The organism is Nonomuraea sp. NPDC003201, from assembly GCF_053590415.1.
Genome location: NZ_JBSFTC010000061.1, coordinates 1 through 14,045 on the forward strand (window position 1 = coordinate 1; position 14,045 = coordinate 14,045).

Annotated in this window: 13 protein-coding genes and 1 tRNA gene; 6 read left to right on the forward strand and 8 right to left on the reverse strand. The window is 69.0% G+C overall.

Annotation, left to right across the window (positions count from 1 at the left end):
* Positions 1–72 precede the first annotated feature (72 nt).
* A complete protein-coding gene (locus ACWDX9_RS22545; protein ID WP_449957019.1) occupies positions 73–1,374 on the reverse strand; it encodes an ABC transporter substrate-binding protein in 1,302 nt (433 codons plus the stop codon).
* 188 nt (positions 1,375–1,562) lie between these two features.
* On the opposite strand from ACWDX9_RS22545, the gene ACWDX9_RS22550 reads away from it, so the two are divergent.
* Entirely contained in the window at positions 1,563–2,405 is an 843-nt protein-coding gene (locus ACWDX9_RS22550; RefSeq protein ID WP_449957021.1) for a hypothetical protein, read from the forward strand.
* Here ACWDX9_RS22550 and ACWDX9_RS22555 read toward each other — a convergent pair.
* The 3 genes from ACWDX9_RS22555 to ACWDX9_RS22565 all read right to left on the reverse strand — a co-directional run bounded on the left by ACWDX9_RS22555 (position 2,402) and on the right by ACWDX9_RS22565 (position 6,014).
* Positions 2,402–3,706: an ABC transporter substrate-binding protein gene (locus ACWDX9_RS22555; RefSeq protein WP_449957023.1), complete on the reverse strand. Its 1,305-nt coding sequence runs from the start codon at positions 3,704–3,706 to the stop codon at positions 2,402–2,404. The two genes, ACWDX9_RS22550 and ACWDX9_RS22555, sit on opposite strands and share 4 nt — an antisense overlap.
* A 229-nt stretch (positions 3,707–3,935) precedes the next feature.
* Complete coding sequence (locus ACWDX9_RS22560; RefSeq protein WP_449957025.1) at positions 3,936–5,276, reverse strand: ABC transporter substrate-binding protein; 1,341 nt, start codon at positions 5,274–5,276, stop codon at positions 3,936–3,938.
* A 153-nt stretch (positions 5,277–5,429) separates the two neighbouring features.
* A complete protein-coding gene (locus tag ACWDX9_RS22565) occupies positions 5,430–6,014 on the reverse strand; it encodes an ANTAR domain-containing response regulator (protein WP_350726309.1) in 585 nt (194 codons plus the stop codon).
* Positions 6,015–6,127: 113 nt separating this feature from the next.
* Between ACWDX9_RS22565 and ACWDX9_RS22570 the strand changes: the two genes are divergently transcribed.
* Both ACWDX9_RS22570 and ACWDX9_RS22575 read left to right on the forward strand, forming a co-directional pair.
* Positions 6,128–6,201, forward strand: a tRNA-Leu gene (locus ACWDX9_RS22570).
* A 63-nt stretch (positions 6,202–6,264) separates the two neighbouring features.
* Positions 6,265–7,026, forward strand: a complete 762-nt coding sequence (locus ACWDX9_RS22575; RefSeq protein WP_449957028.1) for a helix-turn-helix domain-containing protein — start codon at positions 6,265–6,267, stop codon at positions 7,024–7,026.
* A gap of 4 nt (positions 7,027–7,030) precedes the next feature.
* On the opposite strand, the gene ACWDX9_RS22580 is transcribed toward ACWDX9_RS22575, so the two are convergent.
* On the reverse strand, positions 7,031–7,759 hold the full coding sequence (locus ACWDX9_RS22580; protein WP_449957030.1) for an SDR family oxidoreductase: 729 nt from the start codon (positions 7,757–7,759) through the stop codon (positions 7,031–7,033).
* 71 nt (positions 7,760–7,830) lie between these two features.
* Here ACWDX9_RS22580 and ACWDX9_RS22585 point away from each other — a divergent pair, with 71 nt between their 5' ends.
* From ACWDX9_RS22585 to dapD, 3 genes are read left to right on the forward strand one after another with little or no spacing between them, the layout of a single operon-like run.
* On the forward strand, positions 7,831–8,835 hold the full coding sequence (locus ACWDX9_RS22585) for a LysR family transcriptional regulator (protein WP_449957032.1): 1,005 nt from the start codon (positions 7,831–7,833) through the stop codon (positions 8,833–8,835).
* Positions 8,771–9,181: a pyridoxamine 5'-phosphate oxidase family protein gene (locus ACWDX9_RS22590; RefSeq protein ID WP_449957034.1), complete on the forward strand. Its 411-nt coding sequence runs from the start codon at positions 8,771–8,773 to the stop codon at positions 9,179–9,181. The genes ACWDX9_RS22585 and ACWDX9_RS22590 overlap by 65 nt, the downstream gene beginning before the upstream one ends.
* Before the next feature lie 24 nt (positions 9,182–9,205).
* On the forward strand, positions 9,206–10,168 hold the full coding sequence (dapD, locus tag ACWDX9_RS22595) for a 2,3,4,5-tetrahydropyridine-2,6-dicarboxylate N-succinyltransferase (protein ID WP_350726299.1): 963 nt from the start codon (positions 9,206–9,208) through the stop codon (positions 10,166–10,168).
* Positions 10,169–10,527: 359 nt separating this feature from the next.
* On the opposite strand, the gene pyk is transcribed toward dapD, so the two are convergent.
* From pyk to ACWDX9_RS22610, 3 genes are read right to left on the reverse strand one after another with little or no spacing between them, the layout of a single operon-like run.
* The gene (gene pyk / locus ACWDX9_RS22600) at positions 10,528–11,958 is read right to left on the reverse strand and encodes a pyruvate kinase (RefSeq protein WP_355191838.1); all 1,431 of its coding nucleotides are present in this window, start codon (positions 11,956–11,958) and stop codon (positions 10,528–10,530) included.
* Positions 11,959–11,993: 35 nt separating this feature from the next.
* Positions 11,994–12,344 carry a DUF2784 domain-containing protein gene (locus tag ACWDX9_RS22605; protein ID WP_449957036.1) on the reverse strand — a complete coding sequence of 117 codons (351 nt, stop codon included), beginning with the start codon at positions 12,342–12,344 and terminating at the stop codon, positions 11,994–11,996.
* Positions 12,341–13,993, reverse strand: a complete 1,653-nt coding sequence (locus tag ACWDX9_RS22610; protein ID WP_449957038.1) for a S8 family peptidase — start codon at positions 13,991–13,993, stop codon at positions 12,341–12,343. Before ACWDX9_RS22610 ends, ACWDX9_RS22605 begins: the two co-directional genes overlap by 4 nt.
* Positions 13,994–14,045 lie beyond the last annotated feature (52 nt).

Consider the following 14,045-nt stretch of genomic DNA (forward strand, 5'->3'; position numbering starts at 1 on the left):
GGGGGGGGGTGATGGTAGCGAAGAGTTGGGCGCGGGGGTGGCGGCCGGGCCCTTCCGTGTGAGGCGGCGGTTCTAGCCGGCGATGTTGCCGGTGCGGTACTCGAGTGCCTTGGTGGCGTACTTGTTGTTGGCGCCGTACTGGTAGATGCCGATGGTGGCCACGGACGGGTCACCGGCCTCGTTGAACTCGACCGGGCCGCTGACGCCCTCGTAGTCGATGTCCTTGCCGGCCTTCAGCAGGTCCACGCACTCCTTGAAGCTCTTGCACTTCTCGCCGCCCTTGCTCACCTCGGCGAGCTTGGCAGCGACGTCCGTGCCGGCGTCGCTCTTGGCGGCCTCGGCGGCCAGCGCGATCAGGTTGGTCGCGTCGTAGGACTCAGGAGCGTAGCTGAAGTCCTGGAGCTTGGGGTTGATGGCCAGGAGCTTCTTCTCGAACTCCTCGGGGGCCGCGGCACCCGGGATCGTGCCCTTGACGCCGTCGAGCGTGCCCTTGGGCATCTTCACGTAGTTCGTGTTGGACGTGTTGCCGTCCACCATGTACCACTTGTGCTTGTCGGCGGGCAGGCCCTGCTTGACCAGCTCGGCCACGACCTTCGCGGTCTCCTCGAACCCGATCAGCACGATGCCCTTGGGGTTCTTGGCCTTGATCTTGGCCACGTCCGCGGAGAAGTCGGCCGCCTTGGGGTCGTAGTCGACGCGCTCGACGACCTCGCCACCGCCGTCGGTGACGGTCTTCTGGACCTGGTCGGCCAGACCCGTGCCGTAGGAGTCCTGCATGGCCAGGATGCCCACCGTGTCGTTGCCGTCGGCCACCACGAGGTCACCCAGCACGCGCCCCTGCAGCTTGTCGGGCGGAGAGGTACGGAAGTACAGGCCCTTGTCGCTGATCGTGGTGAACTTGTCGGAGGTGTTGGCCGGTGAGAACTGGATCACGCCCGCACCGGTGATCTTGTCGATCACCGACTCCGACACCGACGACGACGCGGCGCCGATGATGGCGTCGGCCTTCTGCGCCAGCAGCTTGTCCACCGACTGCGAGGCGATGTTGGTGGTGGTGTCACCCGAGTCGGTGTCGTACTTGGTGATCGGCTTGCCGAGCACGCCACCGGCCTCGTTGATCTCCTTGACGGCGGCGTCGACTCCCGCGATCTCGGGCGGGCCGAGGAAGGCCAGCGAACCGGTCTGGGGCAGCAAGGTGCCGATGGTGAGAGTGCCATCGCCCTTCGCCGCGGCGGGCGCCGACGACGACGGCGCGGCGGCAGACTCTGACGTCTGCGTGGCGGTGTTGCCGCCGCCACCGCCGCAGGCTGTCAGGGCGAGGCTGGTGGCAGCCACGACAGCCAGCGCCCGCCCCACGGGAGCAATGCGGATCATGAAGTGTCTCCTTCATTTCCAGGCCGGGATCGGTCAGCACCGCCGAGCGTTCCCGAACGAATGCAGGAAACGTATAAAACTGCTGCGTGCTCCAACCAGATGCACTGGGGAACTGTCGGCACTTGGATGCGGAGTCGTAATCAGTCCTCAACTTACGGACCTGGGCAAGCGCGCTTAATCTGCATCGAGTGAAGCGCTTTACGGTCCCCCTCGCCATGGTGCTCCTCCTCGCCGGTTGCGCCGCCTCCGAACGGCCTTCGCCGCCACCCACGACACCCCCGGCGGGCGTATCCGTCTCACTGGCGCAGTGGCGTTCGGACGAGCCCGTGCACGCGCTGGAGGTGGCCGTCCGCAATACCACGGACACACCGGTCTATTTCGCCGACGTCCAGCTGGTCACGCCGTCATTCAAAACCCTGCCGGCGCAACGGACCGACACCACCCTCAAGAAGACCGAGCGGACGGACCTGCGCATCACGTACGGGCCCGCCAACTGCCTCCCCCAGGGGCTGCCCGAGGTCCAGCCGGCCACGGTCGTGGCGCACGTCAGCACCGGCTCCGAGCAGCCGCGCAAGGTGGTCTTCACCGTCCCCCACCCCGACCCGCTGCTGGCCAGGCTGCTGCGCGACGAGTGCTCGGAGTTCCTGATCAAGGAGACGGCGGACATCGAGTTCGGGCCGGAGTGGAAGGACATCGACAAGGCCATGCGGGGCAACCTGGTGATCACCCGGCGCGGGAACGGCGCCGTCACCGTGACCGACATGGGCGGGACCACCCACTTCATCGTCACGCCCGAGCACCGGCCCCTGGGCGTGCTGGCCGCCGGTCAGCAGCGGCTGGAGGTGCCGATCGCGCTCACCCCCGGCCGCTGCGACCCCCACGCGTTCGCCGAGGCCAAGAAGGCCTTCCAGTTCCCCGTGCGGGCCAGCATCGACGGGGGTCAGGAGCGCGTGGTCATCGTGGTGCCGCCCAAGCCGCTGCAGGACCGCCTCATCCCCTGGGCGATGAAGACGTGCGGCCTGGGCTCCTAGCCCTCGATCTTGCCGGTGCGGTACTCCAGCGCCTTGCCGGGGTACTTGTTGTCGTCGCCGTACTGGTAGACGCCGATCGTGGCCACCGCCGGGTCACCGGCGTCGTTGAACTCGACCGGGCCGCTGAGGCCGTCGTAGTCGATGTCCTTGCCGGCCTTGAGCAGGTCGACGCACTCCTTGAAGCTCTTGCACTTCTCGCCGCCCTTGCTCACCTCGGGCAGCTTGGCGGCGATGGACGCGCCGGAGTCGTCCTTGGCCGCCTCGGCGGCGAGGGCGATCAGGTTCGCCGCGTCGTACGACTCGGCCGCGTACGTGAAGTCGCTCAGCTTGGGGCTGAGCTCGACGAGCTTCTTCCTGAACTCCTCGGGCGCCTCGGCGCCGGGGATGGTGCCCTTGACGCCCTTGAGCGTGCCCTTGGGCATCTTCTGGTAGTTGGTGTTCGACATGTTGCCGTCCACCATGTACCACTTGTACTTGTCCGTCGTCAGGCCCTGCTTGACCAGCTCGGCCACGACCTTGGCGCCCTCCTCGAAGCCGATCAGCACGATCGCCTTCGGGTTCTTCGCCTTGATCTTGGCCACGTCGGCGGAGAAGTCGGCCGCCTTCGGGTCGTAGTCGACCCGCTCCACGACGCTGGCGCCGGCCTCCTCGGCGGTCTTGGTGACCTGGTCGGCCAGGCCGGAGCCGTAGGAGTCCTGCATGGCCAGGATGCCGATGGTGTCGTTGCCGTCGGCGGCGATCAGGTCGCCGAGCACGCGGCCCTGGAGCTTGTCCGGCGGCGCCGTACGGAAGTACAGGCCCTTGTCGCTGATCGTGGTGAACTTGTCGGAGGTGTTGGCCGGCGAGAACTGCACCACGCCCGCACCCGTGATCTTGTCGATGATCGACTCCGACACCGACGACGACGCGGCGCCGATGATGGCGTCGGCCTTCTGGGCCAGCAGCTTGTCCACCGACTGCGAGGCGATGTTCGTGCTCGTGTCACCCGAGTCCGTGTGGATCTTGGTGATCGGCTTGCCGAGCACGCCGCCGGCCTCGTTGATCTCCTTGACGGCCTGGTCCACGCCGGCGAACTCGGGCGGGCCGAGGAACGCGAGCGAGCCCGTCTGCGGCAGCACGGTGCCGAGGGTCAGCGTGCCGTCGCCCTTCGCCGCGGGCGCCGAGGAGGCCGCCGTGGACGGGGCCGCCGACTCGGACTGCTTCGCGGCCGTGTCGCCGCCGCCACCGCCACAGGCCGTCAGAGCCAGGCTCGCCGCGGCCGCGACGGCCAGCACGCGCCCCGTTGGTGCAATGCGGATCATAAAAGAGACTCCCCCTATCTCAACGAAGGAACGATCACCTTCGCTGGGTTTTCCGAGCTCAGCATGCCTGTTCGAACAGGTGATGGGGAGTTCTTACGCGGCTTTTATGCGGATTCGTAATGTCATAAACACTGATGGTAATGATGTGTTTCGTGTGAGTTACGGTCCTGTCAGACACGACACACCCCAGATCCGGAAATTTACGGATCTGGGGTGCAATGGGCGCTCCTCAGCCCGCGATGTTGCCCTGGCGATATTCGACCGCCTTCGCCGCGTCGAACGTGTTGTCCGCCCCGTACTGGTAGACCCCGATCGTCGCCACCGACGGGTCGCCCACCTCGTTGAAGTCGACCGGCCCGCTGACACCCTCGTAGTCGATGTCCTTACCGGCCTTCAGCAGGTCCACGCACTCCTTGAAACCGGTGCACTTCTCGCCGGACTTGCTCACGGCCACCAGGTTCGCCGCGATGGCCGCCCCCGAGTCGTCCTTGGCCACCTCGGCCGCCAGCGCGATCAGCGTCACCGCGTCGTACGACTCCGCCGCGTACGTGAACTCGGTCAGCTTGGGATTGACCGCCAGCAGCTTCTTCTGGAACGCCTCGGGCGCCGCCGCACCGGGCAGCGTGCCCTTGACGTCCTTGAGCGTGCCCTTCGGGGCCCTGACGAAGTTGGTGTTCGACATGTTGCCGTCCACCATGTACCACTTGTGCCTGTCCGCTGTCAGACCCTGCTTGACCAGCTCCGCCACGACCTTCGCCGTCTCCTCGAACCCGATCAGCACGATGCCCTTCGGATTCTTCGCCTTGATCCTGGCCACGTCCGCGGAGAAGTCGGCCGCCTTCGGGTCGTAGTCCACCCGCTCCACGACCTCGCCACCGCCGTCCGTGATCGTCTTCTGCACCTGATCCGCCAGACCCGTGCCGTACGAGTCCTGCATGGCCAGAATGCCCACCGTGTCGTTGCCGTCGCCCACCACCAGGTCACCCAGCACCCGGCCCTGCAGCTTGTCCGGCGGCGCCGTACGGAAATAGAGCCCCCGGTCGTTGATCGTGGTGAACTTGTCCGACGTGTTCGCCGGCGAGAACTGCACGACCCCCGCCCGGGTGATCTTGTCGATGATCGACTCCGACACCGACGACGACGCCGCGCCCACGATCGCGTCCACCTTCTGCGTCAGCAGCTTGTCGGCCGACTGCGAGGCGATGTTCGTGGTGGTGTCACCCGAGTCCGTGTCGTACTTGGTGACCGGCTTGCCCAGCACCCCGCCCGCCTCGTTCACCTCCTTGAGCGCCAGGTTCACACCCGTGAACATGGGCGGGCCCAGATACGCGAGCGAACCCGTCTGCGGCAGCACCGTGCCGATCGTCAGCGTGCCGTCCCCCTTCTTCGCGGCCGTGGCCGACGAGGACGAAGCCAAGGCGGACCCGGCGGGGGCGGCGGTCGTGCCTCCGCCCGAACACGCGACCAGCACCAGACACGCCGCCGCGACGGCGACCGGTAAGCGGGCAGCGGCGAGCACCGGTACGCGGATCGCTGTGGCGGCGACCGGCGCGCGGGAAATACGGATCATCGAAAGCGTCTCCGTTCGAGATGAGCGGACCTTCCGTCCGCCCATCAGTTACGCGCCGGGACACCTCCCACGAAAAGCACTCGAAGCCGGTTGGATGCCCACTCGTGACCACACCACAACCCACCGGCCCAAAAGACTTGATATAGGCCTTATTCAGCCCCGCTCGGCCGCGTCATCTATAACGATCTGAGCAACCTCACGCATGCTCAACCGCCGATCCATCGACGCCTTCTGGATCCACCTGAACGCCTGCGGCTCACTCCAGCCGTGCTGCGTCATCAGCTGACCCTTGGCCCGCTCCACCAGCTTCCTGGTCTCCAGCCGCTCCGACAGGCTCGACACCTCGGACGCCAGCGCCACCATCTCCTCGTGCCTGCTGACCGCCATCTCGATCGCCGGCACCAGATCCGCCTTCGTGAACGGCTTGACCAGATAGGCCATCGCCCCCGCGTCCCTGGCCCGCTCGACCAGGTCACGCTGGGAGAACGCGGTCAGGATCAGGCACGGGGCGATCCGCTCGGCCGCGATCCGCTCGGCCGCCGAGATGCCGTCGAGCACGGGCATCTTCACGTCCAGGATCACGAGGTCCGGCCTCAGATCGGCGGCCAGCCGGATCGCCTGCTCACCGTCCCCGGCCTCGCCCACGACGACGTAGCCGTCCTCCTGGAGCATCTCCTTGAGGTCGAGGCGGATCAGGGCCTCGTCTTCCGCGATCACTACTCGCCGCTGCGTACTCACGAGCAGAAGAGTACCGATGTCCGGTAGATTAGATCCACGCCAGGTCGGAGCAGCTTCTGGTTGGGCTAAGATTCGACCAAGCGACACCCATGAGTCCGATAATCCGGACTCCTGCCCCGGTATTCCAACTGGGAGAGAAAGCGGATTCAAAACCCGCACAGTGTGGGTTCGAATCCCACCCGGGGCACGATCAGCCGCCCGGTCCTTTCGGCCGGGCGGTTTTGTCGTACCCAAGTGCGACACTCTCCGCATGTATGATCTCGCTGTCCGTGACGAAGCGCTTCGCCTGCTTGGGTCGGGACTTAGCATCAGCGAGACCAGCCGCCAGACCGGCGTCAGCCTGAGCACCATCCGCCGGTGGCGCGAGGCGCCCGAGAGCCGCTCCCCCACGGCCCGCGGTTGCGCCCGTTGTGCGCCGATTCCGCTCTCTCCGACGCCCGCCGACGGCTATGCCCAGCTGCTCGGCCTCTACCTCGGCGACGGCCACATCGTGCGCTGCCCCAAGGGGGTCCATCTGCTTACCGTCTACTGCGACGACAGCTGGCCCGGCCTCATCGAAGAAGCCGCCGCGACGATGGCACGGGTGATGCCGGCCTCGGTCGTGAGCCGGCGCAGGCGCAACGGCTGCACCGAGGTCAAGAGCCTCTCCAAGCACTGGCCGCACCTGTTCCCGCAGCACGGCCCCGGCAAGAAGCATGAGCGCCCGATCGTCCTCGAGCCATGGCAGCGGGAGATCGTCTCCGCGCATCCCGGGAGGTTCGTCAGGGGCCTCATCCACTCCGACGGCTATCGCGGCATGAACCGGGTCCGCCGTGTCCTCCCCAGCGGCGTCCGCTGGTACGAATATCCGCGCTACCACTTCAAGAACGAGTCCCCCGACATCCTCGCCCTCTGCGGAGAGGCGCTCGATCTGCTCGGCGTGGCCTGGCGGTTCAACAACCGCAACGAGCTCTCGGTCGCCCGTAGGGAGGCGGTGGAGCTGCTCGACCTTCACGTCGGCCCGAAATACTGACCGGTCACCAGGGCACGGCCCCGGCGTCGTCGTAGAAGCCGCCGGTCGGGCCGTCGGGGCCGAGGGTGGCCAGCCGGATGATGACGGCGGCCCCGTCCGCGGCCGTGCGGGTGGGTTTGTACGGCAGGTCCTTGGTGAGGTCGGTGGCGCAGGCGCCCGGGGCGGCGGCGTTGACGAGGATGCCTTCCTCGCGCAGTTCCTTGGCGTACTGGACGGTCAGGGAGTTGAGCGCGGTCTTGGACACGGGATAGGTGGCCGAGGGCGGCAGGGCGGACATGTAGTGGCCGGGGTCGGTGTGGTGGGCGAGGGAGCCGACGCCGCTGGAGACGTTCACGATGCGGGCCGCCGGTGAGCGTCTGAGCAGGGGGAGCATGGCGTTGGTGACCATGAGGACGCCGACGACGTTCGTCTCGAGCACCTCCCGGAGGGTCCGCGGGGACATGGCGCTGGGCGGGTCGCCCATGGGGCCCGCGAGGCCGGCGTTGTTGACCAGCACGTCGAGGCGGGTCAGCGTGGCGGCGGCGGCGTCGATCGTGGCCGGGTCGGTGACGTCCAGCAGGACGGGGCGCACGTCGCCGCCCTCGGCGCGGAGCCGGGCGACGGCCTCCTCCCCGCGTGCCCGGTCGCGGGAGGCGAGCAGCACTGTCATGCCCGTGCGCGCGAGTCCGGCGGCGACCTCGTATCCGATGCCCTTGTTCGCCCCGGTCACCAGGGCTGTGGTCTTGTCGGTCATGTCGGGAAGCACACCATCGCCGGCGGTTCCGGGGCCAACACCGGGTGGGTCATGGGCCATACCCTGAGGGTATGGAAACGCGCGAGCTGGCCTATTTCGCCGCTGTCGCGGAGGAACTGCACTTCGGGCGGGCGGCCGAGCGGCTGGGCATGGCGCAGCCGCCGCTGTCGAGGGCGATCCAGAAGCTGGAGCGGCGGCTCGGGGTGACGTTGTTCGACCGGTCGGGGCGGCGGATCTCGCTGACTCCGGCGGGCGAGGTGCTGGCCAGGGAGGCGGCCAAGGTCCTCGACGCGGTGGCCGCCGCGACGGTGCGCACGCAGCGGGCGGGGCACGCGGTGCCCCGGCTGGTGGTGGCGATGAAGGCGGGCGGCGACGGCGGCCTGCTGCCGGAGATCCTCGCCGCCTACCGTGCCCATCCGGACGCCGTCGAGGTGGATCTGGTCCTGTGCGCGGTGACGGAGCGGGCGCGGATGCTGCGTGACGGCACGGCCGACGTGGCGTTCCTGCACAGCCCGTACGAGGATCTGACGGGTTTCGACAGCGAGCCGCTCCGTGAGGAGGGCAGCGTGGCGATCGTGCGGCCCGGGCACCGGCTGGCGGGGCGTCCCTTCGTGCGCCGGGCCGAGTTGGCGGAGGACCCGGCTCCGTGCTGGCCGGGTCAGCATCCGGAGCCGCATGATCCGTCCATGGCGATGCAACTGGTGGCGTTGGGGCGGTTGATCGCGGTGGCGCCGGAGTCGGTGCGGGATCATCTGCGGCGGGATCTGGTGTGCGTTCCGGTGCTCGACGGCGCTCCGACGACGGTGGTGCTGGCCTGGCCGGAGGGGGTCCGGTCGCGGGCGCTGGCGGGGTTCGTGCACACGGCGACGACGGTCGCGGCCCGGAACCTGGCCGCCGCAGATGGGGATCACCTGGGCAAAACCGCGATCGAGGAGCTTTCGGGATCGCTCCCATCGGGAATATCGGTCTCAAGATCGATGAAGACGGGGGTGGGGCGGCATGCCGTTGAGCGTGGCGGCGAGGGAGGCGTTCCTGGCGGAGCCGCACATCGCGAGCCTGGCGGTGGAGACGGGTGACGGGCGCGCGCCGCTGATCGTGCCCGTCTGGTACGACTACGTCCCCGGCGACGAGATCCGCTTCCTGACGGACGGCGGCTCGCGCAAGGCCAAGCTGATCGCGAAGGCGACCAGGTTCTCGATGCTGGTGCAGCGGGTCAGCCCGACCTACCGGTACGTGTCCGTCGAGGGGCCCGTCGTGCGCTCCGGGCCCACGACGCTGGAGGACCTGACGCGCATCTCCTCCCGCTACCTGCCGCCGGACGCGGTGGAGGGATACGTGCAGGGCTCGGACCTGCACGTGCTCATGACGTTCCGGATGCGACCCGAGCATTGGCTCTCCGCCGACCTGGGCGCTCTCGGCTGACCCGGAAACGGTATTTTTGGGCCCGTGACTGCTATCGATCCCACCTCGACCGGCGCGTTCGGCGTCGGCCTCGCGACCATCGCCGCCGACGGCACCGTACTCGACACCTGGTTCCCCGCCCCCGAGCTGGGCGACGCGCCCGCGACGGGCACCGAGCGGCTCTCCGCCGGCGAGGCCGGTGAGCTGGCCGAGCTGACGGGTCCCGACGCGGCACGGGGCGTGGAGGTGGTGGCGGTGCGCACCGGCATCGCCAAGCTCTCCGAGGCGCCCGTGGACGCCCACGACGTCTACCTGCGGCTGCACCTGCTGTCCGCGCGCCTGGTCAGGCCGCACGGGGTCAACCTGGACGGCGTCTTCGGCCTGCTCGCCAACGTCGCGTGGACCAATTTCGGTCCGTGCCCGGTCCCGGACTTCGAGCGGACGCGCCTGCGGCTGCGGGCGAGGGGCGCGGTGACGGTGTACGGGGTGGACAAGTTCCCGCGGATGGTGGACTACGTGCTGCCTTCCGGCGTGCGGATCGCCGACGCGGACCGGGTGCGCCTGGGCGCCCACCTGGCGAGCGGCACCACGGTCATGCACGAGGGCTTCGTGAACTTCAACGCCGGCACCCTGGGCGCCTCCATGGTCGAGGGCCGCATCTCGGCCGGCGTGGTCGTCGGCGACGGCTCCGACGTGGGCGGCGGGGCCTCGATCATGGGGACGCTGTCCGGCGGCGGCAAGCAGGTCATCTCGATCGGCGAGCGCTGCCTGCTCGGCGCCAACGCGGGCATCGGCATCTCGCTGGGGGACGACTGCGTGGTGGAGGCCGGGCTGTACGTGACGGCGGGCACGAAGGTCGCGCTCCCGGACGGCACGGTGGTGAAGGCGGCCGAGCTGTCGGGCTCGAACGGGGTCCTGCTGCGCCGCAACTCGCAGTCGGGCGCGGTGGAGGCGGTGCCGCGCACGGGCGGCGGCATCGAGCTGAACGCCGCCCTGCACGCCAACTGACCCCCTGACCAACCCGACGGGCGGCGCCCGGCCACCGGCGCCGCCCGCGCTGGGGCACACGGTGGGGCCGCCCATCAAGACGCGCGGGCGCCCTCAGGCCCTTCGCGCGATCAGGTCGGAACGCGCGGGCACCGTGGGCGTGCCCCGTCTCCCCCTGGCGCGCCGGTCAAGCGAGAACCACGGAGATGGCCCACGGCGCGCCGTTGCGGCGGCGCGCCGGTGAGGCGGGTAAGCGTCTCCCTGGAGGGCCCTCAGCCACGGTCGGCGGGTGGTGCCCACCGTGCGCAGCCGTAAAGAATCCAAAGAGCGCCATGGTCGGCGGGTCGTGCCGACCGTGCGCAGCCGCAAAAAACTGAAGGTTAGTGCGTGTGGGAGACGGCCGAGCCGACGGTGTGGACCCGCAGGGCGTTGGTGGAGCCCGGGGTGCCGGGAGGCGAGCCGGCCACGATGACCACCTTGTCCCCCTTCTCCAGCCGCCCGGACGACAGCAGCGAAGCCTCCACCTGCCGCACCATGTCGTCGGTGTGGTGCACGAACGGCACGTGGAACGTCTCCACCCCCCACGTCAACGACAGCTGTCCCCGCACGTGCGGCGACGACGTGAAGGCCAGCAGCGGGATCGGCGAGCGGTAGCGGGCCAGGCGGCGCGCCGTCTCCCCCGACATCGTGAACGCCACCAGTGCCTTGGCCCCCACGATGGCCCCCACCTCGGCCGCCGCCCGCGCGATGGCGCCGCCGGTGGTCTCCGGCATGCGCTCCAGCGTGTGCGTGGCGTGCAGGGACGTCTCCTCGGCGGCGCAGGCGATGCGGTCCATCGTGGAGACGGACTCGATCGGGTAGTTGCCGACCGACGTCTCGCCCGACAGCATGACCGCGTCGGCGCCGTCCATGACCGCGTAGGCCACGTCGGAGGCCTCGGCCCGGGTGGGGCGCGGGGCGTTCATCATCGAGTCGAGCATCTGGGTGGCGACGATGACCGGGTGGGCCTTCTCGCGGCACAGCTCGATGATGCGCCGCTGCACGATCGGCACCTGCTCCAGCGGCAGCTCGACGCCCAGGTCGCCGCGGGCGACCATGATGCCGTCGAAGGCCTCGACGATCTCGGGGAGGCGGTCGACGGCCTGCGGCTTCTCGATCTTGGCGAGCAGCGGCAGGCGTACGGCCTCCTGCTCCATGATGTTGCGCACCACGTCGGCGTCGGACGGGCGGCGGACGAAGGACAGGGCGATCATGTCGAAGCCGGTGCGCAGCGCCCAGCGCAGGTCGGCCTCGTCCTTGTCGGTCAGGGCGGGGGCGCTGACGTTGACGCCGGGCAGGTTGAGGCCCTTGTTGTCGGAGATCATGCCGCCGATGACGACGCGGGTGGTGATGCGCTCACCGTCGACGCGGGTGGCCTCGAGCACGAGGCGGCCGTCGTCGACGAGGATCGTGTCACCGGGGCGCACGTCGTTCGGCAGCCCCTTGTAGGTGGTGGAGACCTGCTCGCGGTCGCCCGGGACGTCTTCGGTGGTGATGGTGAAGACGTCGCCGAAGCCCAGCCTGACGGGGCCCTCCTCGAACGTGCCGACGCGGATCTTGGGGCCCTGCAGGTCGGCGAGCATGCCTACGCCGCGGCCGAGGTCGGCCGCCACCTCCCTGACCCGGTCGTAGACCTCTCTGTGCATGTCATGAGTGCCATGGCTGAGGTTGAACCGTGCCACGTCCATGCCTGCGGCGATCAGCTCGCGGAGGCGTTCTTTGGAGGAGGTGGCGGGGCCTAGGGTGCAGACGATTTTCGCGCGACGAGTCACGAGTCCTACCTTAATTGGTACAGACCACTTGGCAGTCACTGACGACGGAGAACGTAGCCTATGTAAGAGAACAGAACGAGAACGGCGACCCCCAGACGTACCAAGTTCGTGTACTGCTCCGGGTAGATCACGCCCTCGATGTAGTTGTCGATGAATCCGCCGCGGGGCAGCTCGGGCAGCCCCGCGTTCCGGCGTCCCCAGTCTTCGATCACGGTGAGCGGGCACTCGACGCCGGTCGAGAGCGATAGCAGGCCCCAGCCGACCACGGCCAGGTGCGCCCAGATCGTACGCCGCCAGCGCCACGCGAGGAACCCGCCCACGGCCAGGTAGGCCAGGAACGCGAAGTGCACCACCATCGCGGCGTCCGCGATGATGCGATACATCATGGTTCGACGGTAGCCGCTTTCCATGCGTCCACGACACCGTGCCCGAAGAAGCCGTTGTCCGCCTGGTCTCCCTCGCAGACCTGCGTGACGTCCTGGCCGTAGGCTTTGTACACATATTGGCGGGGCGTGGGGCAGGCCTTGGGGGTGGCGGTCTTGTACAGCAGGTCCTCGACGGTGGCCGGGGCCAGTTCGAGGCCGCCCTTGCCGGGTTTGCCGAAGCGGCTGATGAGGATGGCGGCGACTCCCGTGGCGTGCGGGGCGGCCATGGAGGTGCCGTCGAGGTACTGGTAGTAGGCGCAGGTGTCGCCCTTGCAGTCCTTGACGACGTCGGCGCCCTTGGGCTCGCCCTTCGCGTCGATCCGCCCGGCGGCCCTCAGCACGTGCTCGGGCGCGGCGCCCAGGATCGAGCGGGTGGCCTTGGCGCCCTTGCCGTCCAGCGCGTCGCCGCCGGGCGCGGACACGTCGGCCTGCTCGACGCCGTAGTCGCTGTAGATCGCCTTGCGGCCGGAGGGGCCGAGCCCGGCCACGGAGATGACGCCGGAGGACTCGGCGGGCACGTTGACGCAGGAGTTGTCGACCTGGCGCTCCTTCTTCTCGCCCACCGGGTAGCCGGGGCTCTCCTTGTCGACCTTGGGGTGGCCGAGGTCGGTGGAGCCGTTGCCGAGGGCGGAGATGAGGGTGACGCCGCGCTGGCGGGCGTAGTCGAGCGCCCGCTGCATGCCGGTGATGATGGCCGCCTGTTCGAGCTGTTCCTTCCTGGAGTCGGCCTTGTTGTTCGTGCAGTTGAACAGCCAGGGGTCGACGTAGTAGCTCATGTTCACGACGTCCACGCCGATGTCGCCGGCGTAGGTGAGCGCGTCGAGGCTGGGCTTGAGGAAGAAGAAGCCGGAGTCCTGGCCGGCTCTGATGTTCACGATCTGCACGCCGGGGGCGACGCCGGCGATGCCGATGCCGTTGATCGGGGCGGCGATCGTGCTGGCCACGTGGGTGCCGTGGCCGTCGTCGTCCTCGTCCACGGGGTCCTTGCAGCTGCTGACCTCGCAGGGGCCGTCGAGCGTCTCGCCGTCCTCGTCCTTGGGCTTGTCGGTGACGAAGTTGCGGCTGAGTTCGCGGTTGAAGTTGGGGGCGATGTCGGGGTGCTTGCCGTCCACGCCGGTGTCGATGACGCCGACCAGCACCTGCCTGCTGCCGGGCACCTTGGCGTTGGCGCGGTCGGCGCCGATCATCCGCATGTCCCACTGGCGGCCGGCGAGCGGCTCTCCCGAGCCGCTCTTGGTGAACGACCGCGCGTCGGGGAAGGCCGCCGTCCGGCCCTTGGCTCCTCCGGTACGGCGGGTGGCGGCGCGGGCGGCGCCGGTTTCGGCGAAACCGATGCTGCGGTCCGGGGACACCCCGACGACGGACCCGTCGGCGCCCACGTTCTCGACGAACCTGCCGCCGCCGCCCGTGGCCGTCAGGTAGCCGAGCTTGGCGTCGTTCGCGAGCGTGGTGCCGCCGGCGCTTTCGACGGCCTGCTGTGCCTGTTGCTGCCCGCCTTGGGTGTAGAAGACGAGGTATTCGGGGCCTTGGGGGGTGGCGGCGCGGGGCGGGGCCTGCGAGGTGCCGGCCGAGCAGGCGGCCATCGCGACCACGGTGGCCAACGCCGTCAAGCCAGAGGTGACCCGCCGCATTGTTCCCCCATCCACCCAGTGCCGCAGATTC